The sequence below is a fragment of the Alloalcanivorax venustensis ISO4 genome (genome assembly GCF_015356855.1).
Taxonomy (GTDB): Bacteria; Pseudomonadota; Gammaproteobacteria; order Pseudomonadales; family Alcanivoracaceae; genus Alloalcanivorax; species Alloalcanivorax venustensis.
The window spans coordinates 122,829-146,395 of record NZ_ARXR01000004.1; the positions used below are offsets into that span (position 1 = coordinate 122,829).

Below are 23,567 nucleotides of genomic sequence, written 5' to 3' on the forward strand. Positions count from 1 at the left end.
TACGCCCCGCCACGCCGGACAACGCCCCCGCTTAACACTGTTTAACAGCGGCGGCGCCGTTCACGTTAAACTCGTGGCCTGGAAGGGAGGCGAAGCGTGGAACTGGAACTGTCGCTATTACTGATACTGGGTGGGGTCGCCCTGCTGGCGGGCTTTATCGATACCCTGGCCGGCGGCGGAGGCCTGCTGACCCTGCCGGCGCTGTTGCTGGCCGGACTGAACCCGGTAAACGCGCTCGCCACCAACAAGCTGCAGGGCACCTTCGGCTCCGGCATGGCCACCTTCATGCTGCTGCGCCGGCGCCGCTTCGCCGAAACGCTGGCGGGGCTGAGGCGTCCGTTCCTGTGGTCGCTGGGGGGCAGCGCCTTGGGCACGGTGCTGGTGCAGCTCACCGACAGCGACGCCCTGCAGGTGCTGGTGCCGGTGGTACTGGCGGTGATCGCGCTGTATTTCCTGTTCAGCCCCGGCGCCGGCAGCGTGACCCGGGCACCGCGCCTGTCCGCGCGCCTGTACGAGCGCACCGTGGTGCCGGTGATCGGCTTCTACGACGGCTTCTTCGGGCCGGGCACCGGTTCGTTTTTCTCGCTCACCGGCGTGGCCCTGCGCGGCCAGGATCTGATCACCGCCACCGCCCAGGCCAAGGCGCTGAACTTCGCCAGCAACATCGCCTCGCTGACGCTGTTCGTGGTCGGCGGCAAGGTGCTGTGGGTCACCGGCGCGGTGATGATCGTCGGCCAGATGGCCGGCGCCTGGCTGGGTTCCCACGCGGTGCTGCGCGGCGGCGCCCGTTTGATCCGGCCGTTGATCGTGCTCGTCTGCCTGGCCATGCTGCTTCGCTATCTGTTCGGCTGAACGCCGGTCGCTTGATTCCTGACCCACGGGTCATACACTGATTACGCCATAATACCAACGAGCTCGGGACCTTCTTCATGGGTGACACATCCAGGCGTGATTACCGTCGGCCGGACGGCGAGACCCTTTACTGGCCGATGGGCCCCTTCAAACTCCGTCTTCCCTTCCTGCATTACCGTTTCGAATGGCCCGATTATTTCCAGGGTCTGCTGATGTGCGCGGTGGATCTGGCCGCCATCCCGCTGATGACCGAACTGCTGGGCATGCCGTTCGAAGCGGCGCTGGCGGTGGTGCTGCTGAACGGCTTTCTGTACCTGTTGCACCACCTGCTGGGCGACCCGGTGGTGCCCGGCTGGATCACCCCGGCGATCCCTCTTTTGATGGCCTACTGCGCCAGTTTTCCGGAGGGCGAGGCGCGGGTGCATGCGCTGATCGCGTTCCAATTGTTACTGGGTGTGTTCTGTATCGGGCTGGGCGCCACCGGGTTATCGAGGCGGGTGGTGAGCCTGGTGCCACCGGCGATCAAGGCGGGCATTATCATGGGCGCCGGCATCGCCGCGGTGATTTCGGTGTTCGAGGTGGGCGGCCGCTTCGAGAGCTTCCCGTGGACCATTTCCATCGCCATCGGCATCGCTTTCTACCTGATTTTCTCCAAGCACTTCGCGGTGCTGAAAACCCGCAACGCCTTCTGGGGCACCCTGGGCAAGCTGGGTATTTTCCCGATCATCGCCCTGGCCATCGTGCTGGCGCCGCTGTTCAGCGAAGCGCCCTGGCCGACCATTGAATGGGGCTTCACCACGCCGGACTTCGCCACCCTGTGGAGCGAGTACACCGTGTTTGGCCTGGGCCTGCCGTCGCCGGAAATGTTCCTGCAGGCGATCCCCACCATGCTGGCCGCCTACATCGTGCTGTTCGGCGACGTGCTGCAGGGCAAGGCGCTGCTCAAGGAAGCGGACGCCAGCCGCCAGGACGAGGACGTGGACTACAACCCGGACCGCGCCCACATGATCTTCGGCGGCCGCAACGCCACCATGAGCATCATCGGCCCGGACGTGGCCATGTGCGGCCCGCTGTGGGCGGCCATGCACGTGGTGATCGTGGAACGCTTCAAGGAAGGCCGCAAAGCCATGGACTCGATCTTCGGCGGCGCCGGCTCGTTCCGCTGGGGCACCAACACCGGTCTGCTGCTGATGCCCATTGTCAGCCTGGTGGAACCGATCCTGGGCGTGGCCCTGGCGCTGACGTTGCTGATCCAGGGCTACGTGAGCGTGCGCATCGGCATTCTTGAAGCGCGCAGCCAGCGCGACCTGGGCATCGCCGGGGTGGTCGCCGCGGTGCTTGCCACCAAGGGCGCCACCTGGGCGTTCGCCGTGGGCGTGGCGCTGTGCATCCTGATTTACGGTCGCCGCTTCTTCAGCGGCGAGAACGACCAGACCTTTACCAAGGACAACGACGAGGAAACGCAATGAAAACCCGTGCCGCAGTACTGCGTGAGATGGGCGCCCAGCGCCCGTTCAAGGACTCCCAGCCGCTGAAAATCGAAGAGGTGGAACTGGACGCCCCGGGCCACGGCGAGATTCTGGTGCGGGTGCGCGCCGCCGGCCTGTGCCACTCCGACCTGTCGGTGATCGACGGCAACCGGCCCCGGCCGCTGCCCATGGCGCTGGGCCACGAAGCCGCCGGCGAGGTGGTGGAAGTGGGCGCCGGCGTCGCCGATCTGGAAGTGGGCGACCATGTGGTGTTCTCGTTCGTGCCCAGCTGCGGCACCTGCGACTACTGCCTGGGGGGCCGCGCGGCGCTGTGCGCCCCCGGCGCCAAGGCCAACAACGACGGCGTGCTGCTGGGCGGCGACCGCCGCCTGCACCAGGGCGACGCCACCATCAACCACCACCTGGGTGTGTCCGGCTTCGCCGAACACGCAGTGACCTCGCGCCGTTCCGCGGTGAAGATTCCCAAGGACCTGCCGTTCGAGATCGCCGCGGTGTTCGGCTGCGCGGTGCTTACCGGCATGGGCGCGGTGGTACACACCGCCGGGCTGCGCGCCGGCCAGTCGGTGCTGGTGGTGGGCCTGGGCGGCGTCGGCCTGTCCGCGGTGCTGGGCGCGGTGGCCGCCGGCGCCCGCCAGGTGATCGCCGCCGACATCGCCGAGGACAAGCTGGAGCTGGCCAAGGCCATGGGCGCCACCCATGTGGTCAATTCCAAGGACGCGGACGCGGTGCAGCAGGTCAAGGACATCAGCGGCGGCGGCGTGGACATCGCCGCCGAGTTCGCCGGTGTCGGCCCGGCGCTGGAATTCGCCTTCGCCGCCACCGGCAAGGGCGGCAGCACGGTGACCGCCGGCCTGCCCCACCCGGACACCCGCCTGGCGGTGAGCCCGGTGCAGATGGTGGCCGAGGAACGCCGCTTCCTGGGTTCCTACCTGGGCGGCCATGTGCCGGCGCTGGATATTCCCGAGTACATCGCGCTGTACCAGGCCGGCCGCCTGCCGGTGGACAAGCTGCTCACCCACCGCATGAAGCTGGAAGACATTAACGAAGGCTTCGACCGGCTGGCCGACGGCGACGCCATCCGCCAGGTGATTCTGTTCGATTGATGGCGACCCCGAGGCTGCGGCAGGTGTGCCTGGTGGCGCCGGCACTGGCGGCGCCGGAGCGGGCGCTGGCCGCCGTGCTCGGCACGGCGCCCTGCCACCGGGACCCGCATTTGGCCCGCTACGGTCTGGAGAACGTGATCTTCCGGCTCGGCGACCGCTTTATCGAAATCGTCGCGCCGACCGAGGACGGCACCGCCGCCGGCCGTTTTCTGGAACGCAGCGGCGGCCGGGGCGGCTATATGGCGATCTTCGATTGCGAGGATCCGGAGCGCCGCGCCCGGGACGCGGAAGCGCTGGGGGTGCCGGTGGTGAACCGCCTGCGGGTGGACGCCTACCTGGGCGTGCAGTTGCACCCCAAAGCCTGCCGGGCGGCGATGATCGAGTTCAACCGCACCGAAGGCGGGGCGGCCCTGGACGGGCCTTACTGGCCGGCCGGGCCGGACTGGCAGGCGGCGCCGCAAGCGGAGCCGCCCTGCCGTCTGGACGCCGTCGTTCTGGACAGCCCCACGCCCGGCGATCTGGCCGCCCACTGGGGAAGCCTGCTCGGTATAACGGTGGCGGACGATCACCGCGCCGATGCCGGCGGCGTGGCGCTGCGGTTCCAGCCCGGTCGGAAGGAGTGCCTGAGTGCGCTGTCACTGCGTAGCGCCGACCCGGACCTTCTGCTGGCACGGGCCGGAGCCGAGGGGCTGGCGGTGGATCGGGGCGGCTTTGAACTGGCCGGCGTGCGCTGGCAGCTCGAGCAAGGGTAACACCCGCGACTAGCCCAGCTTCTTGAGCATGGCGCCCATCATTTCGTGGATCTTATTGACCGCTTTCAGCGGTCGCACCATCACTTTGAAGTCGTCGATGCGGCCGTCTTCGTCGCAGTGGATCATATCGATGCCGTTGAGCTGGATGCCGTCCAGCACGGTGGTGAATTCCAGCACCGCGTTGCGGCCGTCGAGGATTTCCCGCTCATAGCGGAAATGCTCATTGTTGAGCGTGTGCAGGGCGGCGGTGAGGTACATTTTGGTGATCGCCTTACCTTCCTGCGGGGTGTGCACCACCGGCGAGTGGAACACCACGTTGTCGGCGAGGATATCGTTGAGCGCCTCGGCGTCCTTGGTGTCCACCAGCCGGTGCCAGCGTTCGATGGTCTGCTCGATCATGTCGGGCCCTGAATGTTGTTGTTGGAGAGCCCAACATAGCCCGGCGGGGAAGCCGGGCGCCATGGTGGTTTGCGTCGAGAATCAGGCGGCGCCGATGCTCTCGGCTTTCACTTCGAAGTAGTCGTACAGGCTGTCCAGGGCGGCGCGCAGGGTGGCGCCCTGCAGGCTGAGGCGGGCCATCAGCTCTTCCAGGGCGTCCTCGGCGTTGATGTTGTCGATGTTCTCCTGGATCAGGTCCAGCGGCTTGAGCCGCTTGATGGCCAGGTCCTGCTGCAGGTCGAATTCCATTTCGTCGTTCCAGCACAGGTTCACCTTCACCGCCGCCAGCTGTTCCAGGTGGGCGAGGATTTCCTCGCGGCTCAGGTCCAGGGCGGTGATGCGCACGCTGGCGCCGTCGCCGTCCTTGAACTCGCAGCGGTCGCCGATGGTGAACCCCTCCGGCAGCGACGCCGGGTCGCGCAGCCATTCGCCGAAGGCGGCGGTGGTGGCGCTGGCCGCGGTGGGCCGGGTCACCGGCAGGGAGTCCACCGCCTTGCGCAGGGCGGCGACGATCTGCTCGGCGCGGCTGTCCGAGGCGCTGTCCACCAGGATGCGGCGGCGCTCCAGGTCGATCAGCACGCCGGTGCGGCGCGAGCGAGTGAAGGCGCGCGGCAGCAGCTCGAAGGTGATCTGGTCCTTCAGCTCGGCGCGCTCACGGCGGCCCACCGGGCGGCCTTCCTGCTCGCGGATCTGTTCCACCTTTTCGTCCAGTTCTTCCTTGATCACCGGCCCGGGCAGCAGGCGGGCGATCTCCTGGTGCACGCAGTAGAGGAAGCCGTCCGCCACCACCACCATGCGGTCTTCGCCCTTGAGCGGCGGCACGAAACCTTCACTGCTCAGGCTCTGGCGGCCGCAGGGCGGGCAGCGGTGCTGCTCGAGGCGCTCCTCCAGTTCCGCCGCCGACCAGGGGAAGGGCTCCGCGCCCAGGAAAACGGTGAGGTTCTTGATCCACATAGATAAGGGGTATCCGGAAACGTAGGGTTGGCAAAGGGCGCTCACATTAGCCCAGGGCCACAGCGCTCTCAAGGGCACGGTTGGGTCAAGCGAACTTATTCAGTTTCCGGCCACGAACACGTTTCCTTCACGACGTCGCGACTGCCGGTCCTTGAAGGTACCCAGTTGAAGCGAATTTATTTGACATGGCACGGGGATATCGCAAACCTCGGTAGCCGAAAACAACAACCGCCAAGCCTCGGGAGAGAAAACATGCTAGGCCAAATGATGAACCAACCGCTGTTGATCAGCGCACAGATCGCCCACGCCGCCCGCTACCACGCCGATGGAGAGATCGTCTCCGTGGAGACCACCGGCGGCCTCCACCGCACCAACTGGGGCGAAGTGGAACGGCGGTCCCGCCAGCTGGGTTCGGCGCTGCTGGGCCTGGGCCTGAAACAGAGCGACCGGGTCGCCACCCTGGCCTGGAACAACTACCGCCACCTGGAAGCCTATTTCGGTGTGTCCGGTGCCGGCCTGGTGTGCCACACCATCAACCCGCGCCTGTTCCCGGAACAGTTGGTGTATATCCTCAACCACGCCCAGGACCGCGTCCTGCTCATCGACAAGACCTTCCTGCCGCTGATCGCGGCGATCAAGGACAAGCTGGAACACCTGGAGCACGTGGTGCTGCTGAGCGGCGAAGACGCCGAAGCCGCCGAGAAAGTGCCCGGCATCAAGTTCTACGACGACCTGGTGGATTCCGGCAACGCCGATTTCCAATGGCCGGAATTCGATGAGAACACCGCCTCCAGCCTGTGCTACACCTCCGGCACCACCGGCAACCCGAAAGGCGCCCTCTACTCGCACCGCTCCACGGTGCTGCACTCCATGGCCGTGGCGCTGCCGGACAGCCTGGATCTTTCCGCCCGGGATTGCCTGATGCCGGTGGTGCCGATGTTCCATGTGAACGCCTGGGGCATCCCCTACGCCGCCGCCATGGTGGGCAGCAAGATGGTGCTGCCCGGCCCGGGTCTGGACGGCGACAGCCTGAAGAACCTGATCAACAGCGAAAACGTGACCTGCGCCGCCGGCGTACCGACGCTGTGGCAGGGTCTGATCGGCGCGCTCAAGAAAGCCAACGAGAAGGTGCCCAGCCTGACCCGCACCGTGATCGGCGGCTCCGCCTGCCCGCCGTCCATGATCGCCACCTTCCGTGACGACTACGGCGTGGACACGCTGCACGCCTGGGGCATGACCGAAATGAGCCCGGTGGGCTCGGTGAGCACCCTGCTGCACAAGCACACCCAGCTGTCCGAGGAAGAGCAGGCCGCGATTCGCGCCAAACAGGGCCGCCCGCCGTTCGGCGTGGACCTGCGCATCGCCGACGCCGACGGCAACGAGCTGCCCATGGACGGCGAAACCCAGGGTGACCTGTACGCCAAGGGCCACTGGGTGATCAGCGCCTACTTCAACGTGGACGCCGAGCCGCCGCACGTGGACGGCTGGTTCCCCACCGGCGACATCGCCACCCTGGATGAGAACGGCATCGTCACCATCAAGGACCGCTCCAAGGACGTGATCAAGTCCGGCGGCGAGTGGATCAGCTCCGTGGAGCTGGAGAACATCGCCGTGGGCATGCCGGAACTGGCCGACGCCGCGGTGATCGCCGCCACCCACAAGAAGTGGGACGAGCGCCCGCTGCTGATCGCCGTGAAGGCGGAAGGTCAGGACCCGTCCGAAAAGGACATCCTGGCCGGCTACGAGGGCAAGATCGCCTCCTGGCAGCTGCCCGACGCGGTGGTGTTCGTGGACGAACTGCCGCGCAACGCCACCGGCAAGGTGCTCAAGAACAAGCTCCGCGATCAGTACGGCGACTACCTGATCAAAGAGTAATCCGCGGCGTTAAGCCCGTTACGCCGCGCCCCCTGGGGCGCGGCGTCTTCCTTACCTTCTCCGTTTACCCTTCCCCGTTCACCTGAAGCTCTCTGACCGGCCGCACTTCGATACTGCCGACCCGGGCCGGGGGAATGTTCTCAGCGATGCGGATGGCCTCGTTCAAATCGCGGGCGTCGACCAGGTAAAAGCCGGTGAGCTGTTCCTTGGTCTCCGCGAAGGGACCGTCGGTGACCGACGTCTTGCCGTCACGCACCCGCACCGTAACCGCGCTGCGGACCGGCTCCAGGGGTTCGCCGCCGAGCATGTGGCCGCTTTCCGCCAGCGAGTCCGCGTAGGCCTGGCATTCGTCGTCCTCGGGACTGTCGGGCAGGCTGTGCAGCGAGGCTTCCTCGGCGTACACCAGACACAGGTATTTCATCGGTACTCTCCTTGGCCTTATCGGCCTTATTGATGGGTGGATTATCCCTGGTCGTTCAGCGGGCGGCGGATTCAACATCCAGCGCCGCCAGCCGCTTTTCCAGGAAGGCGCGCTGGGCGCCCTGCTGGCACAGCGCCAGCGCCTCGCGGTAGCCAGCGCGGGCCTCTTCGATGTGGCCGGCACGGCGACAAAGGTCCGCCCGCGCGGCCCGGGCCAGGTAGTAGCCGTCCAGGCCGCCGTCGGCGAGCAGTCCGTCGATCAGCGCCAGCCCGGCCTCGGGGCCGTCGCGCATGGCCACCGCCACCGCCCGGTTGAGCGCCACCACCGGCGACGGCGCGGCGCGCAGCAGCACGTCGTAGAGCCCCACGATCTGTTCCCAGTCGGTGTCCTCGGGACGGGCCGCCTCGGCGTGCACGGCGGCGATCGCCGCCTGCAGGCTGTAGGGCCCGAAGCGACGCGAACGCAGCGCCTGCTCCACCAGTTTCTCGCCCTCGGCGATCAAGACCCGGTCCCACAGCGTCCGGTCCTGGTCGTCCAGCAGCACCGGGTCGCCGGCGGCGTCGGTGCGCGCCGCCCGGCGCGCCTCGGTGAGCAGCATCAGCGCCAGCAGGCCGGCCACTTCCGGCTCCGGCAGCAAGGACAGCAGCAGACGGCCCAGCCGCAGGGCCTCGCTGGACAGATCGGCGCGGGTCGGCGCGTCACCGGACGACGGGAAGTAGCCTTCGTTGAACACCAGGTAGATCACCTGAAGCACGCTGTCGAGCCGCTCCGCCAGCTCGCTTTTCTCAGGCACCCGGTAGGGGATGCCGGCGTCACGGATCTTGGCCTTGGCACGCACGATGCGCTGGGCCACGGTGGGCGTGGGCGTGAGGAAGGCGCTGGCGATCTCCTCGGTGGTGAGATCGCAGACTTCGCGCAGTGTCAGCGCCACCCGCGCCTGCTCCGACAGCGCCGGGTGGCAGCAGGTGAAGATCAAACGCAACCGGTCGTCCTCGACGCTCAGGTCCAGGTCCGGCATTTCGGTGGCCTGCTCGAAGCGCAGCGCCAGCTCTTCCAGGGAGGCGTCGAAGCGGGCGCGGCGGCGCAGCCGGTCGATGGCTTTAAAGCGCCCGGCACTGATCAGCCAGGCGCGCGGGTTGTCGGGCAGCCCGTCCACCGGCCATTGGGTGACCGCCGCCGCGAACGCGTCCTGCAACGCCTCCTCGGCCAGGTCGAAATCGCCCAGCAGGCGGATCAGCGTGGCCAGCACGCGGCGCGATTCCTCCCGGTACAGGGCTTCGATATGACGGCTAATCGACAAACGCTTCCCTCCCTTGAGCGTCCCCCTGGCGACTCCAGGGCGCCGGCTCGCTGAGCGGGCGCACCTCCACGCAGCCCAGCCGCACCAGCGGCAGGCCGGCGGCCAGCCGCAACGCCTGGTCCAGGTCGCGGGCGCGCAGCAGCACCACCAGCGCCAGTTGCCGGTCCCCGGGAACGGCGGCGCCGTCGCGCAACCGCAGGCCGCCGTCGCGGTGGCGCAGGGTGGTCGCCAACCGCGCTGACGGCAACCACTGGCCCCACTGATAGTGCTGCTCGGTGATCAGGGCTTGCCGGTAGTCGCAGGTCTTCGCCAGCAGAGTATCCCGCTCGGCGCGCGGCAGTGACGCCAACCGGTTCTCATCCACGTACACCAGGCAAATATAATCCATCTCGATTCTCCGGGAGCAAACGCCATTGGGCATCGATACTCCACAGTCGAACCGGCGGACGGCGTTTCGACAGCGCCGGGATCACTCCGCCTCGCCCACCTCCCGGCGCAGTTGCTGGAAGAAATCCGGTTGCGCCCAGGCACGAAAATCGCCCCGCTGGTAAGCCAGCGCGTTCTTATAGTAAGCGAGCGCGTTGATCCGGTTGGGCTCGCCGCAGTCGCGGGTTTTCACCACCCGGCCCGGCGCGCCCATGACAATGGCGTTGTCGGGAATCTCGGTGCCCTCTTTCAGAAAAGTATGACCGGCGATGATGCAGTTATCGCCGATCACGCAGCCGTCCATGATGGTGCTGTTGATACCCACCAGGCAGTTGTCGCCGATGGTGCAGCCGTGCAGCGTCACATGGTGGGTGATCGAGCAGTAATCGCCGATGCGCGTGCCGGTGTGGTTGCCGATGTGCACCATGACGAAATCCTGCAGGTTGGTGTAGCGGCCGATGCGGATGTCATAGAGCTCGGCGCGCAGCGCGGCGTTGATCCACACCGAGGCGCCTTCCGCCAGTTCGATGTCGCCGTACAGCCAGGCGGACTCATGGATATAGGCGGCCTGGTCGGTGCGCGCCTGGAGGTCGATGTAGCCCACTTCTCTCTCCCGAGTTTTTATTGTTCCGGGAGTATGGCAAACGGGTGCTACGGCGGGTAGGTTTGTGGGAGCTTGCCTGCAAGCGAAAGGGCGCGGAGCGCCCGGCAGGATTCCAGAGACCTTGAAAAGAGGAACAACAACGCCTCTGGTATCCTGCCGGGTGGCTAAGGCCACCCTTTCGCGGGCCGGGCCCGCTCCCACAAACGCGGTCAGAACATCAGGTCGGGCAGATAGGTCGCGATCTCCGGGAAGATCATGATCAGCGCCAGGCCGACGATCTCCACCAGCACGAACGGGATCACCGACACATAGATGTCCTTCATGGTGATACTCGGCGGCACCACGCCCTTCAGATAGAACAGGTTAAACCCGAAGGGTGGCGTCATGTAGCCGATCTCCATGTTGATCACGAACAGGATGCCGAACCACACCGGATCGAAGCCCATGGACTGCACGATGGGCAGGAACACCGGCAGCGTGATCAGCATGATGCCGACCGGGTCCAGCACCATGGCCAGGAAGAACACGATCACCATCATGGTGATGATGACGGCCCAGGGGCCACCCGGGATGCCGGTGATCATGCCTTCGATCAGCTCCTGCGCGCCCATGCTCTGGTAGGCGGCACTGAACGCGTGGGCGGCGAACAGAATCCACATGATCATACCGGTGAGCTTGAAGGTGCGGATCGAGGCGTCGCGCATCAGTTCCCAGGAGAACTTGCGGTACACCAGCGCCGACACCAGCGCGCCGAATACGCCCACGGCGGCCGCTTCGGTGGGCGTGGTGACGCCGGCGATGATCGAGCCCAGGGTCACCACCACGATGATGATGGGCAGGATCACGGCGCGCAGGGCGAGCATTTTTTCCCGCCAGGAGGCGCGCTCGTCCTTGGGCAGGGCCGGGGCCAGATGCGGCTGGAAGTAGCAGCGCACGATGATGTAGATGCAGGTCAGCACCATCAGCAGGATGCCCGGCAGCACGCCGGCGGCGAACATCTGCCCCACGGACACGCCGGTGATCAGCGAATAGAGGATCATCAGGATGCTGGGCGGAATCAGAATGCCCCAGCCGCCGCCGGTGTTGATGCAGCCGAGCACCATGCGCTTGTCGTAGCCGCGCTCGAGCATGGACGGCAGCGCGATGGTGCCCATGGCCACCACGGCGGCGCCGGAGATGCCGCACATGGCGGCGAAGATGGCGCAGATACCCAGGGTGCCGATGGCCAGGCCGCCGCGCAGGCCGCCCCACCACAGGTACATCATGCGGTAGAGGTCCTTGGCCACGCCGGTGCGTTCCAGCACCATGGCCATGAACACGAACAGCGGTATCGCCACCAGGGTGAAGTTGCCCATGGTGCTCCATATCTGCGAAGCGACCATGTAGAAGGCGTCCGGGCCCCAGGTGAAATACAGGAAGATCACCGAGACGCCGCCCAGCACGAAGGCCAGCGGCAGGCCGAGCACCAGGAAGAACAGCAGCGAGCCGAAGAACAGCAGGGTAATCATTTCGATGCTCATCGGTGCTGCTCCTTCACATCGGCTTCGATGTTGTCGGCGACACCTTCACCGTCGTCGAGACCGTCTTTCAATACGTCGGCGTACCGCGGGTTGATGGCCACGGCGATGTCACGCAGCAGCTTCACGGTGCCCTGCAGCAACACCAGCGTCACCGCCAGCGGGATAAAGGCCTTGACCGGCCATACCGGCGGGTTCCAGGCGGAATAGGTGGTTTCCTGGCCCTGGAAGGATTCCCAGGCCATGGACGTACCGAAATACAAAAACGCGAGAATAAAAATGTAGAACACCACGGAGGTGAACACATCGATCACCGCCTGAACGCGCGGCGAAAAATGGGAATACAACAGGTCCACGTTGACGTGACCCCGGTGCGCCATCACATAACCGCCCGCCATGATCGAATAGATGGCGAACAGGAACTGGGCGAACTCGGTGGTCCAGACCGTGGGGGCGTCAAACAGGTAACGGCAAATGACCTCGAACAGAAGCAAAGCAGTCATGGCGAAGATCAGATGGGCGATCCAGCGGCCAAGAAAGTCGTTCAGGCGGGTCACCCCGTTTATCAGCGTCTGCAGGAAGGACATGATTCCTCCGCGGGGGGCTCAATAGTCGGACAATAAAAGGGGGAGCCGCATGGCTCCCCCGGGGCGCTCTCGGGTGTTACAGGTAGCCGAGATCGGACAGGAAGCCTTTCAGCTTCTCAACCACTTCGGCGGCCTTGTCGCTACGCTTGGCTTCCTCGTCCCACATTTTCTGGGCGGTTTTAGCCAGCTTGTCTTGCACGTCCTGGGGCATGGTGTTGATCTGCACGTCCTGCTCGGCCATTACCTTGGCCAGCGTGATGCGCTCTTTGTAGAGGTATTCGCTGGTGCGAATCCAGAACTGTTCGTTGAGCGAATCCTTGACGATCTTGGCCATGCCTTCGGGCAGCTTGTCCAGCGCCTTCTGGCTAACGATGAAGGCGTCGGTACCGGCGATGTTCAGAGCCGGCTGTACGTGGTACTTGGCCACTTCGTAGAGACCCATGCTGGCGGCACCCTGGGCGGCGCCCCAGTGCGCACCGTCAACCACGCCGCTGGACAGCGCCTGATACAGCTCGCCGCCCGGGATGTAGGTGCCCGCCGCGCCGGCTTCACTGAGGAACTTCTGCAGCGCGCCGGAAGAACGGATCTTCAGGGAAGTGAAATCATCCCAGCTTTCGATCGGCTTCTTCACCACCATTTCGGTGGGGTACACCTTATCGGTGGAGTAGTAGACGTTGTGCTTGGCCGCTTCCTCACGAAGCATGTCTTCAAAGCCCATGTTCTTGTGGAAGTAAGCCGCTTCCCAGACGTTGCGGAACGCGAACGGCAGGCCCGAGGCGATACCGGCCAGGCTCATTTTGTCCTGGGCATACGCCGGGGAGATGGTGCCCATCTGAATCACGCCACGGCTGACCGCGTTAAAGGTCTCCTGGGCCTTGAACAGAGCGCCGGCTTCGTAAAGCTCGAGCTCCAGTTTGCCGTCGGTGCGCTCCTCGAGCACGCGCTTGATGCGCTTGAGGCTGTCCTCGTAGGAGCTGCTGGAACCGGGCCAGTGCGACTGCACTTTCCAGGTGATGGTGTCCTCCGCGGCCTGGGCCAGGGGAGAGAAGACCGTGGCTGTCGCGAAAGCCAGAGCCGAACCGCCGATCATCAATTGCTTGCGGAATACGCTGAGCAGAGTCATGGAAAACTCCTGTTGTTGTTGTGCTGCTTATCTCACAAATTCCGCATGGTTATTTCGCATAGCGGAATAGCGAGGGCGTAAAATGAAACCAGGATCTGAAATGTAGCACAGCTTTCCGCCGCACCACACCCTCAATTTGTCGCAAGGTATATTCAGTGTCACCCCTTCACGCCGGCGCCGCCAGCGGTGCCTGCGGCAGCGGCTCGACCAGGCTCTCCAGGGCGGCGGCGAACGCCAGCACCGTGCGGTCCTCCAGATAGGGCCCGATCACCTGCACCGCCAGGGGCCGGCCATCCTCGGTGAGGCCGATGGGCACCGTGGCGGCGGGCAGATAGACGGCACCCGCCAGCCCCACCCACACCAGGATATCCATATAGGGCTGCTCCACCCCGTTCACGGTGAGGGTGCGCTGGTCCGGCCCCGGCGTGTGGCGATGGCTGAACGGCAGGATCTGCACCACCGGGCACAGCATCACGTCGAAGTCCTGGAAGAAGCGCGCCCAGGCGGCGCGCATCACGCTGCGCTGCTCATGACTGCGCTGCCAGTCGGCGTGGGACTGGGTGGCGCCCCTGGCGAACAGGGTGCGGTAGCTTTGATCGTCCGCCGGCGCCTGGCCGGCGGCCTCGCGCAGCTGGTCGTAGAGACCGCTGGGCAAGCCTTCGCCCATGGTGCCGGTGAGCAGCCGGTAGTAGATATCGTGGGCCTCGCCCAGGGTCACGCCGTCGGGGCGGGCGCCGGCGTCCACCGAGGCGCCCAGCTCCGCCAGCCGGGCGCTCAGGCCTTCCAGAGCGTCGACGATGGGCCGGTCCACCGGGCAGCGCGGGTCGTCCAGCCAGGTGGCGACGCGGAAGTCCTTCAGCGCCCGGTGGCGGGCCGGCGGCAACTCCAGGCGCCAGGCGGTGGCCTCCTCTTCGTCCGGGGCGGCGAGAATAGTGAGCGCTTGCTCGAGCTCCGCCACGTGCCGGGCCAGCGGGCCGGCCACGGACAAATCACGGCGCGCCAGGGCGCCGGGCGGGCCCGGCACATGGCCGCGGGTGGAGATCAGGCCGAAGCTCGGCTTCAGGCCGCAGACGCCGCAAAACGCCGCCGGGGTGCGGATCGAACCGCCGATGTCGCTGCCCAGCTCCAGGGGCGTGAAGCCGGCGGCCAGCGCCGCCGCCGCGCCACCGGAAGAACCGCCCGGCGTCAGGTCCGGGTTCCAGGGGTTGCGGGTGGTGCCGTAGATGTCGTTGTAGGTCTGCAGGTCCGAGGCGTAGGCGGGCACATTGGTCTTGCCGAAAATCACCGCGCCGGCGTCCAGCAGCCGCTGCACCGCCACGCTGGTGCGCTCCGAGACATGATCGCGCAGCGCCTCGATGCCGGCGGTGGTGGGCCAGCCGGCGATTTCGTAGGTCTCCTTGACGGTCATCGGCACGCCGTGCAGCGCGCCCCAGTCCTCGCCCCGGGCCAGGGCGCGGTCCGCCTCGCGGGCGCGCTCACGGGCCTGCTCGAAGCGGCGCACCACCACCGCGTTCAGGGCGCCGTCAAGGCGCTCGATACGGTCTATAAAATGCTCCAGGGCGGCCTCGGCGGTGACTTCGCCGTCCTTGATGCGCCGGGCCAGAGCCGAGGCGCCGATACGGTGTAATTCCATGTGCTCTCCCTTTGGGTACGCAGCGCACCACTATCATTATTTTGGAATGTGATTTCGTTTTTAGCAGAGTCGGCGAAGGGCGGCAATCGCTGGCGAAGCGCTCCAGCACCGTGACAGAATCCGCTTCCAATCGTGCACCCGCAATCGGCGGAGCACCATGCTTCCCGTCACAGCCGGCAAGGAGATCCCTATGAAATACCTGCACACCATGGTGCGCGTCAGCGACCTGGACGTGTCGTTGCGCTTCTATTGCGAAGGGCTGGGGCTGCAAGAGAACCGCCGCAAGGAGGTGCCCGGCGGGCGTTTCACGCTGGTGTTCCTGGCCGCCCCGGAGACCCCGGACGCGGAGCTGGAACTGACCTGGAACTGGGACCCGGAGGAGGACATGGGCTCGGCGCGCAACTTCGGCCATCTGGCGTTCCGCGTCGACGACATCTACGCCCTGTGCGAGCACCTGCAAGGCATGGGCTACACCATCAACCGGCCGCCCCGGGACGGCCACATGGCGTTCGTGCGCTCGCCGGATCTGATCTCCGTGGAGCTGCTGCAGAAAGGCGACGCCCTGCCCCCGCGTGAACCCTGGGCGTCGATGGAAAACACCGGCACCTGGTAGCCGGCGCCGCCGGTTACTGCGGTGTCGCCTCGCCGACCACCCAGGCGGCCATTTTTTCCACGGCGGTGACACAGCGGCCGCAATGGCGACGCAGAAAGGCGTCGTCCAGGGGGCGATCGCGGGCTTCCCGCGCGGCGGCGGCCAGCGCCTGCTCGCCGTCGAAGTCGACGAACGCCAGCCGCAGGGTCAGCTCCTCCGCCGGCCGCCCGAAGGCTTCGCCGGGCAGCGTCGCCACGCCGGTCTCTTCCAGCAGCCGCTCGCACAGCGTGCCGCTGTCGCGGATGCCACGGCCGGCCAGCCGCGCCGCCAGCGGCGAGAAGTCGGGAAACAGATAAAACGCGCCGTCGGGCATCTCCAGCTCCACCCCGGCGTCACGCAGGGCGGCCACATGATGCCCGGCGAGCGCCGCCAGAATGCGGCGCGACTGGAACAGGTAGTCCTCCAGCTCGGTGCCGCCCTGGAAGGCGGTGATCGCCGCGTGCTGAATCGGCGCCGCCACCGAGGTGTAGGTTTCGCTGGCCACCGTGGCCATGGCCTGGCGCAACCAGTGCAGGTTGTCCGGAAAGGCGAAGGTGCCCAGCCGCCAGCCACCGGCGCCGCACCATTTGCTCAGCCCGCTGCTGACGATGGTGCCCTCCGGGTAGTAGCGGGAGATGGACTGGTGCGCGCCGCTATAATCCAGCTCGCCGTAGATCTCGTCGCTGAGCAGAATCAGACGGTGGCGCCGGGCCACCTCGGCCAGCGCGCGCAGCTCCTGTTCGTCGAAGCCGTAGCCGTGGGGGTTGGCCGGCGAATTGAGGATCACCAGACGCGGCCGGCCCGGATCCCGGGCGCACAGATTTTCCAGGGCTTCGGCGGTGGGCTTCCAGCGGTTGGCGCGGGTGGTCGGCAGCCAGTGTACCTGGCGCCCGATGATGCGCGCCTGCGGCGCGTAGGACACCCAGCTGGGCGTGGGGATCACCAGGTCGCCGTAATAGACCAGCTGCAGGATGAACATCAGCTCCTTGGAACCGGGGCCGATCATGATGTTGTCCGGGGAAAACGACACGCCCTGCCAGCGCTGCCAGTAGCCGGCCACGGCCCGGCGCAGGGCCGGCAGCCCCAGCACCGGCAGGTAATCCTTGGCGGCGGCGTGCTCGCGCAGGGCGCCGACCACGGAGGCCGGCACCGGAAACGGCGACTGCCCCAGCCCGAGCTTGAACACCGGGCGCCCCTGGGCAAGCAGTTCGTTACTGAGTTCGTTGATGGCGAGGGTGGCGGACACCCCCAGGCCACGGACATTGAGGTTGAGGTTAACGCTGGGGTGGAACTCCGCGGTCATCGTCGGGGCCTTCTGGCTGAAGAAACACAAACCCCGACGATACCGCCTTTAGGCGCGGATGAAACCGCTTAGATATAGAAATCCAGATCTTCCTGGTGCTTGAGCAGATCGCGAAGCTGGTAAGGGTCGTCGCCGTGGAAATACACCAGGCCCCAGTGGGTGCCGAAGGCGGTGCGTTTGGTGACGGTTTCTTCCAGTGGCGCGGTGAGCTCGTGGAAATCGAAGTACGGGTGCTCCAGAGTTTCTTCCGGAATTTCCAGTTGGCTGACCACGCGGCGGCGCGGGTACACGCCGAAACAACCGGCGTGCCCTTTGGCGTCGACCACTTCTTTGGGGAAGAAATCGACAATTTCCTGCTCGGTGGTTTTCGGGTCGAACACCAGCACCATGGCCTGGTAGGCGTTGAAGCCGTAAACCTTTTCCAGCAGCTCGAACACCTTGAAGCCCGGCGGGCGATAGGCCACTTCGCCGAAGTACATGGTGCCGTCGCTGGTGACGAAGTATTCCGGGTGGATAAAGCCGGATTTCAGATCGAAGGTTTTGATCAGCTTTTCGATTTCCTGTTCGATGCGCGGGCGCCAGCTTTCCAGATCCGGGGTGGCGGGCACGAACACGGAATAACCCAGCGTCACGTACTCGGAAATATTCAGAAAGCGGATCTTGCCGTCGTGGATCCAGGCTTCCACGGCGAATTCCCAGCCGTCCAGGTGGCTTTCCATCAACACCGGGAATTCTTCGTCCGGGATGGTATCCACTTCGTCCGGTGTGCGGATCACGCGGTGGCCGAGACAGCCGGCCTTGTCGAACGCTTTCAGGTGAATCGGATCGTTCGGGTCGCCGTCCAGCTTGAGCAGCGTCTGATTCACCCGCTTGAGAAAGCGGATCACGTCTTCACGGTCGTGGGCCTCTTCGAAAATGCCCACGCGAATGCCACCCAGTTGCGCGCGCCGTTTCATCAAGGCTTTGTCGCGGAACAAGACCGACTGGCCGTACAGCCGCGGGTTGTCCATCAGCACCGAGTTGATCGCCCCGGACCATTCCACCGTCTCCTCGAACAACGGGATCGCCACGTCGACGCCTTCCGCCTGAAGCTTTTCAGCGATTTCCATGGAGCGGTCGTTGAGCCGTTCGAAATCCCAGCTCATGAAGGGAATGTCGTGCTCTTCGGCGAACGCGCGGGCCCAGTCCGGCGCCACCACCACAAACCGGCGGTCGAACTTTTCCAGTGCTTCGATGGCGTTCAGGCTCCAGCCCAGCAGGGCCACGTAACCTTTTTGCGGATCTTTCTTGGCCGTCATGATCATCTCCTTGTTTCGGGCCGACCGTAGAGAGGGGGCGCGGCATGCCACCGCGGGGTTCGGCGTGGCGTCCTTGCACACCGGGTCGCTGACCCTTTTTACAGGGTAGCAGAACGCAGCGCTTGCCGCGTCAAGGGTTCCGGGTTCATCTTGGGGTATAGTGTCACGCGGGCCGCCCTACCGGCGGCAAACGAGCCCGACCCGGGGATATCATGAGCACCAGCGATACGCAGCACGACGACGCCACACCGGACCTGGCGGGACGCTTCGACCAGGCCCTGGAACAGGTGAGCCAGGCCAGCCGTTTCGCCAAGGCACTGCACACCGGCAAGGTCCTTCAACTGGCCGGCCGCCTGTTGTGCCAGCCCGAGGGCGCCGAGCAGCTGTATCAGCGCGCCACGGCGATCGAACATTCGGGCCTATTTTCCGGCACCGACTGGGCCAACCCAGAGATTCTGCAGGCGGACATCACCGTTCAGACCCTGCGGCTGGGTGCGCCGGACGACATCACCCTGGAAGCCCTCAGTGAATTGCGCCTGCTGGCGGTGGCCCAGGGCGAGCTGCCCCACGACGCGCTGTCCGCGGAACAGGCGCACCACTACCTGGCCCAGGTGCTGGCGCTGAACCTGGATCTGCTGTTCGAAACCGGCGGCGAAGCGATCCGCGTGCGCCAGGGCCGCATGGCGGTGGCGGTACGCGGCGTGCTGCAGTTGCTGGTGTCGCGCATCGGCTACGACAACATCATCGACCGGCTGATCGAGGAGATCTGGCGGATTCTGGCCCAGCGGCCGGTACGGGTGGACCACCTCAAGGCGATGATCACGCAGATCGCCGCCTGCCTGTACAACCCGGCGATCACGGTGTCCAACAGCCGCGGCGCGGACCGTTTGGTGAGTGCCCTGTTCGGGCCCACCCAGGCCTCCGTGGAGGACCCGGGCCTGGAGGTGTACGCCGAGCGGTTGGCGGGCATGGACAGCCAGGCACTGCAGCAGGAGGCCAACGGCTTCGCCCGCGCGATGCACGACACCGGCCTGGTGTCGGCGTACCAGCCGGTGTTCCTGCGCTTCGCCGTGTCCCAATCCACCGACCTGGTGAGCGCCGCCCTGGGCCTGAGCGCCACCGGCCGCGACGCCCTGCTCTGCTACCAGGATCTGGTCTATGCGCTGATCGACGCCTCGGTGTTTCCGGAAACCGCCCAGGCCGCCTACGGGCTGGCGCTGATGCTGGAGCGCGGCGTGCTGTTCGCGCCGCCGGTGGCGCCGGCGCTGTGGCGGCAGCTGGGCCAGACCCTGAGCGCCAACGCCGACGCCGCCATCGTCCAGGCACTGAGCGACATCCGACCGGCCAAGGTGCAGCTGATCGCCGGCGTGCTCGGCGTGCTCGGCCTGCCGCTGGGCGTCGGCCAGGGCAACAACCCCACCTGCCAGTCGGCGCGGGCGATTTCCATGTGGGCCTACAACGACCCGGACTACCTGCTGCAGATGATCGTCTGGGCCACCCGCGACGACGACCTGGTGATGCACTTCGAGGGCCAGCGTCTGTCCTCCAAGGAGCTGGCGCTGACCACGCCCGCGATCGCACCGCTGGACGTGGACGCGGTGTCGGCGGTGCTGGTGCCCCACCTGGACCGCATCTATCACGCCATGGGCGCGCTGTGCGCGGACCGGGGCGACGACCCGCACCGCTGGATCAATCCGGAATTCCACGGCTGGTGGGTGGGCCGCGGGTTCAAGCTGGCGGTGGACCTGCCCACCGGCAAGCTGAGCCACTACGACGATTTCGTGCGTTACTTCTACGCCTGCTACCACCCGCTGCACAACGGCAACCAGCCGTTGATCTATCCGCAGCCGGTGGGCCTGGCGGTGACCGACAGCGCCGCCCGTTTCGTCGGTTGGCACGCCATCACCATCCAGCGGGTGACGCTGGATCAGGACGAAGTGATGCGGGTGTACTTCTACAACCCCAACAACGACTCCGGGCAGGACCTGGGCAACGGGGTGAAGGTGTCCACCGAAGGACGCGGCGAGCGCTTCGGCGAATCGTCCCTGCCGGTGGCGGAGTTCGTGTCACGCCTGTACATCTTCCACTACGATCCGCTTGAGCACATCGACCCCGCCGGCGTGCCGGCGGAGGACGTGGCGGAAGTGGAAGCGCTGGCGCGGGGCAGCTGGGCGCTGGAGCGCTAGTCTTCCCGGAAGGCGTCGCGGTGGAACCCGGCGGCCTCTTCCACTTCGTTGATGCCCGGCGCCCAGGGATCCTGCGGGTCGGCGCCGGCCATCACTTCCAGGGAGGCATGCACGCCGCGGGCCAGGGATTCGGTGTGGTAGCCGCCCTCCAGCACCATCGCCAGCCGGCCGCCGCAATGGCGGTCGGCGATCTCCCGCACGATGCCGGTCATTGAGGCGAAGCCCTCGTAGCTGACGTTCATGGCCAGATCAAAGCGGTGCGCGTCGAAGCCGGCGGACACCAGCACCAGGTCCGGCCGGAAAGCGTCCGCCGCCGGCACCAGAATATCCCGGAACGCCTTGAGCATGGCCATGTCGCCGGTACCGCCGGGCAGCGGCACGTTCACCGTGTAGCCCTCGCCCAGACCGCCGCCCACTTCGGACAACGAGCCGGAGCCGGGGTAGAACGGCGCCGCGCGGTGGGTATCGAAAAACAGAACGTCCGGGTCGGCCCAGAAAATTTCCTGGGTGCCGTTGCCGTGGTGCGCATCCCAATCCACGATCAGCACGCGCCGGCAGCCGAGGGCCGCCTGGGCATGGGCCGCCGCCACCGCCACGTTGTTGAAGAGACAGAAGCCGCGGGCGCGCACGGATTCAGCATGATGGCCCGGTGGCCGGACCAGGGCGAAGGCCCCGGCGGCACGGCCCGCGACCACCGCCTCCACCGCCGCCACGGCGGTGCCGGCGGCCACCTCCGCGGCCTCCACACTGCCCGGCGACACCGCCGTGGTGTCCATGTCCAGCCAGGCGTTTTCGCCGCGCATGGCGTAAATGCCGTCCAGGTAAGAGGTGGTGTGCACCCGGGCCAGTTCCGCCCGGGTGGCCACGCGCCCGGCTTCCAGACGGACGCCCGGCACCGGCTCACGCTCGAGCAGATCGAGCACGGCGGTGAGCCGGCCCGGGTGTTCCGGGTAGCTCCACTTGGCGCCCAGCCCGGAAAGAATTTCCCGCACCCGGCGGTCCAGCCGCCCCGGCAGGAAGGCGGCGTCCGGGTCGGGCCGGTGATCCAGCATGCGCGGATCCTGGAACAGTATCACTTCACGGTCACCGATCATGGCGCCCCCGTCCGAGAAAACCTTCTTTCCTTATACAGGTTCCCGGCGGGACGACAAGAGCCCGCGATTGATCCACAGCGCCAGCCCCAGGGCCGGCACGGTCAACGCCAGGCTGAGCGCGAACATGGCGCCGTGACCCAGCGGCATGGCGCCGCCGCCGGGCACGGCGAACGCCAGCCCGCCGACGATCAGCATTAACCGGATCGGCCATTGCAGGAGCCGCTGCGTGGACAAGCTGCCGATGCCCACCAGATAGCCCTGAATGGCGCTGGCGATCAGCACCACACCGACCAGGGCCTGCGCCAGTACCAGCGCGATTTCCTGCCAGCCGCCTTGCAGAATCAGCGCCGGGTTCAGCACGAACAGGAACGGCACGAAATAAATCACACTGCCCAGACGCATGGCGTTAAGGCCGGTTTCCATCGGCTTGGAGCCGGCCACCGTGGCCGCCGCGAAAGCGCCCAACGCCACCGGCGGCGTGATGTAACTGAGCATGCCCCAGTAGAGAATGAACAGGTGCACGGCCAGCGGATTCATACCCCCGCCCTGAATCAATGCCGGCGCCAGCGCCACCGCGAGGAAAATATAGGCGGCGGTCACGGTCATGCCGATACCGAGAATAAAGCTGGTCACCGCGCCCATCAGCAACAATACCAGCGGGTTGCCGCCGGCGATGTAGATCAGGTCGTTGGCGATGGTGCCCGACAGCCCGGTGACCGACAGCGCGCCCACCAACAAGCCGACGCCGGCCAGAATGGTAATCAACTCGGCAAACAGCTTGCCGGCGCTGGAGAAGAAGTCGGTGACGTCGCGCCAGCCCCAACGCTGATACGGCAGAATCTGGTTGATCACCAGCAGCAGCGCGGTGGCGTAGAACGGCGCGATCGCTTCACGGCGCAGCCAGAACAGCATCCAGATCAGCAACACGAACACGAAAATAAAGTACCAGCCTTCCTTGAGCGTCTGCTTGAGTGACGGCAGTTCCTCTTCGGGCAGGCCCTTGAGTTCATGTTTCGCGGCGTAGGCGTCGATCTGCACGAACAGACCGAGATAGAACAAAAGCGACGGCACCACCGCCGCCAGCGCGATGGTGCTGTAGGGCGTATTCAGGAAGCTGGCCATGACAAAGGCGGTGGCGCCCATCACCGGCGGCATCAGGACCCCGCCGGTGGAAGCGCATGCCTCCACGCCGGCGGCGTAGGAGCGGCCGATACCGACCCGGCGCATGGCGGGAATAGTGAGCACCCCGGTGGTCAGCACGTTGGTGATCACGCTGCCGCTCATGGAGCCCATCAGGCCGCTGGAGAAGATCGATACCTTGGCGGGCCCGCCGCGCACATGGCCGAGCAACGCGAACGCCAGGTTGATAAAGAACTTCCCGCCGCCGGTTTTTTGCAAGGCCACGCCGAACAGCAGAAAGCCGATCACCAGATTGGCGAACGCCTGCAACGGAATGCCGAACACGCTCTCACGGCTCATGGCGTGGTAAATGGCGGTCTGGCTCGGTGAGGACGGAAAGCCCTGAATCGGCCCCGGCATGATGTCGGCGACCATCGGGTAGCAGCCGGCCACGCCGACAATCAACGCCAGCGGCCAGCCGCCGGCCCGGCGCACCGCCTCCACCGTCAGCCCCCACAATACGAAACTCATCACCGTGGCGGTTTGCGGCGCGGCGTATTCCCAGCCGTTGTCGAGAATGCGCTCGGCGTTATACACAAAGTAGCCGCAGGTCCCCACGGCCAGCAAAAACAGCAGCACGTCGTACCAGGCCACCCGTCGGCGGTCGCCACCGGAAAACGCGGGCCACATGATGAACACCAGCGGCACCATCAGCGCCACCACGGTGTAGAGAAACTGGCTCTCCACCGCGGTGACCAGACTGAAATAGCCCAGGTTAAGAACGTAATCGAGGGTCAGAACGGTGAGAACCAGGGTCGCCAGGCGCGGCAGCCAGGGCCAGAGGCCCTGTAAGTCGCGCAC

General features: G+C 66.1%; 21 protein-coding genes. 7 read left to right on the top strand and 14 right to left on the bottom strand.

The genetic code is table 11. The annotated features are described in order from the left end of the window. Positions 1–96 precede the first annotated feature (96 nt). From ISO4_RS03740 to ISO4_RS03755, 4 genes are all read left to right on the top strand, one after another. Positions 97–852: a TSUP family transporter gene (locus ISO4_RS03740; RefSeq protein WP_194855209.1), complete on the top strand. Its 756-nt coding sequence runs from the start codon at positions 97–99 to the stop codon at positions 850–852. 77 nt (positions 853–929) lie between these two features. Then, a complete protein-coding gene (locus ISO4_RS03745) occupies positions 930–2,321 on the top strand; it encodes a hypothetical protein (RefSeq protein WP_194855210.1) in 1,392 nt (463 codons plus the stop codon). After that, positions 2,318–3,445: a zinc-dependent alcohol dehydrogenase family protein gene (locus ISO4_RS03750; RefSeq protein WP_194855211.1), complete on the top strand. Its 1,128-nt coding sequence runs from the start codon at positions 2,318–2,320 to the stop codon at positions 3,443–3,445. Before ISO4_RS03745 ends, ISO4_RS03750 begins: the two co-directional genes overlap by 4 nt. Further along, the gene (locus tag ISO4_RS03755) at positions 3,445–4,197 is read left to right on the top strand and encodes a VOC family protein (protein WP_194855212.1); all 753 of its coding nucleotides are present in this window, start codon (positions 3,445–3,447) and stop codon (positions 4,195–4,197) included. Before ISO4_RS03750 ends, ISO4_RS03755 begins: the two co-directional genes overlap by 1 nt. Before the next feature lie 9 nt (positions 4,198–4,206). Here the strand turns inward: ISO4_RS03755 and ISO4_RS03760 are convergent, their stop codons facing one another. Beyond that, a complete protein-coding gene (locus tag ISO4_RS03760; RefSeq protein ID WP_194855213.1) occupies positions 4,207–4,596 on the bottom strand; it encodes a nuclear transport factor 2 family protein in 390 nt (129 codons plus the stop codon). An 81-nt stretch (positions 4,597–4,677) separates the two neighbouring features. Continuing rightward, positions 4,678–5,589, bottom strand: a complete 912-nt coding sequence (locus ISO4_RS03765) for a recombination-associated protein RdgC (RefSeq protein WP_142949188.1) — start codon at positions 5,587–5,589, stop codon at positions 4,678–4,680. Positions 5,590–5,841: 252 nt separating this feature from the next. Here ISO4_RS03765 and ISO4_RS03770 point away from each other — a divergent pair, with 252 nt between their 5' ends. Then, on the top strand, positions 5,842–7,464 hold the full coding sequence (locus ISO4_RS03770) for a long-chain-fatty-acid--CoA ligase (RefSeq protein WP_142949189.1): 1,623 nt from the start codon (positions 5,842–5,844) through the stop codon (positions 7,462–7,464). 64 nt (positions 7,465–7,528) lie between these two features. Here ISO4_RS03770 and ISO4_RS03775 read toward each other — a convergent pair whose 3' ends face one another. The 8 genes from ISO4_RS03775 to ISO4_RS03810 form a co-directional block, all read right to left on the bottom strand. Further along, positions 7,529–7,885 (bottom strand): YciI family protein, encoded by a 357-nt coding sequence (locus ISO4_RS03775; RefSeq protein WP_142949190.1) that lies wholly within the window; start codon positions 7,883–7,885, stop codon positions 7,529–7,531. A gap of 55 nt (positions 7,886–7,940) precedes the next feature. After that, positions 7,941–9,185 carry an RNA polymerase sigma factor gene (locus tag ISO4_RS03780; RefSeq protein ID WP_228547895.1) on the bottom strand — a complete coding sequence of 415 codons (1,245 nt, stop codon included), beginning with the start codon at positions 9,183–9,185 and terminating at the stop codon, positions 7,941–7,943. Next, the gene (locus tag ISO4_RS03785) at positions 9,175–9,573 is read right to left on the bottom strand and encodes a YciI family protein (protein ID WP_194855214.1); all 399 of its coding nucleotides are present in this window, start codon (positions 9,571–9,573) and stop codon (positions 9,175–9,177) included. Before ISO4_RS03785 ends, ISO4_RS03780 begins: the two co-directional genes overlap by 11 nt. 81 nt (positions 9,574–9,654) lie before the next feature. After that, the gene (locus ISO4_RS03790) at positions 9,655–10,215 is read right to left on the bottom strand and encodes a gamma carbonic anhydrase family protein (RefSeq protein ID WP_194855215.1); all 561 of its coding nucleotides are present in this window, start codon (positions 10,213–10,215) and stop codon (positions 9,655–9,657) included. A gap of 209 nt (positions 10,216–10,424) precedes the next feature. Further along, the gene (locus ISO4_RS03795; RefSeq protein WP_067611650.1) at positions 10,425–11,735 is read right to left on the bottom strand and encodes a TRAP transporter large permease; all 1,311 of its coding nucleotides are present in this window, start codon (positions 11,733–11,735) and stop codon (positions 10,425–10,427) included. Then, a complete protein-coding gene (locus tag ISO4_RS03800; protein ID WP_194855216.1) occupies positions 11,732–12,319 on the bottom strand; it encodes a TRAP transporter small permease subunit in 588 nt (195 codons plus the stop codon). Before ISO4_RS03800 ends, ISO4_RS03795 begins: the two co-directional genes overlap by 4 nt. Positions 12,320–12,395: 76 nt before the next feature. Next, positions 12,396–13,442, bottom strand: a complete 1,047-nt coding sequence (gene dctP, locus ISO4_RS03805; protein WP_194855217.1) for a TRAP transporter substrate-binding protein DctP — start codon at positions 13,440–13,442, stop codon at positions 12,396–12,398. Between the two features lie 166 nt (positions 13,443–13,608). Continuing rightward, positions 13,609–15,075 (bottom strand): amidase, encoded by a 1,467-nt coding sequence (locus ISO4_RS03810; RefSeq protein WP_194855218.1) that lies wholly within the window; start codon positions 15,073–15,075, stop codon positions 13,609–13,611. Positions 15,076–15,265: 190 nt separating this feature from the next. On the opposite strand from ISO4_RS03810, the gene ISO4_RS03815 reads away from it, so the two are divergent. Continuing rightward, entirely contained in the window at positions 15,266–15,688 is a 423-nt protein-coding gene (locus ISO4_RS03815; RefSeq protein ID WP_194855219.1) for a VOC family protein, read from the top strand. Between the two features lie 13 nt (positions 15,689–15,701). Here ISO4_RS03815 and ISO4_RS03820 read toward each other — a convergent pair whose 3' ends face one another. After that, complete coding sequence (locus tag ISO4_RS03820; protein WP_194855220.1) at positions 15,702–17,009, bottom strand: pyridoxal phosphate-dependent aminotransferase; 1,308 nt, start codon at positions 17,007–17,009, stop codon at positions 15,702–15,704. A 68-nt stretch (positions 17,010–17,077) separates the two neighbouring features. Beyond that, complete coding sequence (locus ISO4_RS03825; RefSeq protein WP_194855221.1) at positions 17,078–18,307, bottom strand: ATP-grasp domain-containing protein; 1,230 nt, start codon at positions 18,305–18,307, stop codon at positions 17,078–17,080. Between the two features lie 212 nt (positions 18,308–18,519). Between ISO4_RS03825 and ISO4_RS03830 the strand changes: the two genes are divergently transcribed. Continuing rightward, positions 18,520–20,493, top strand: coding sequence for a hypothetical protein (locus tag ISO4_RS03830; protein WP_194855222.1), 1,974 nt, complete (start codon positions 18,520–18,522; stop codon positions 20,491–20,493). Here ISO4_RS03830 and ISO4_RS03835 read toward each other — a convergent pair. Next, on the bottom strand, positions 20,490–21,587 hold the full coding sequence (locus ISO4_RS03835; protein WP_194855223.1) for a histone deacetylase family protein: 1,098 nt from the start codon (positions 21,585–21,587) through the stop codon (positions 20,490–20,492). The two genes, ISO4_RS03830 and ISO4_RS03835, sit on opposite strands and share 4 nt — an antisense overlap. A 30-nt stretch (positions 21,588–21,617) precedes the next feature. Next, positions 21,618–23,567 (bottom strand): TRAP transporter permease, encoded by a 1,950-nt coding sequence (locus ISO4_RS03840; protein ID WP_255442539.1) that lies wholly within the window; start codon positions 23,565–23,567, stop codon positions 21,618–21,620.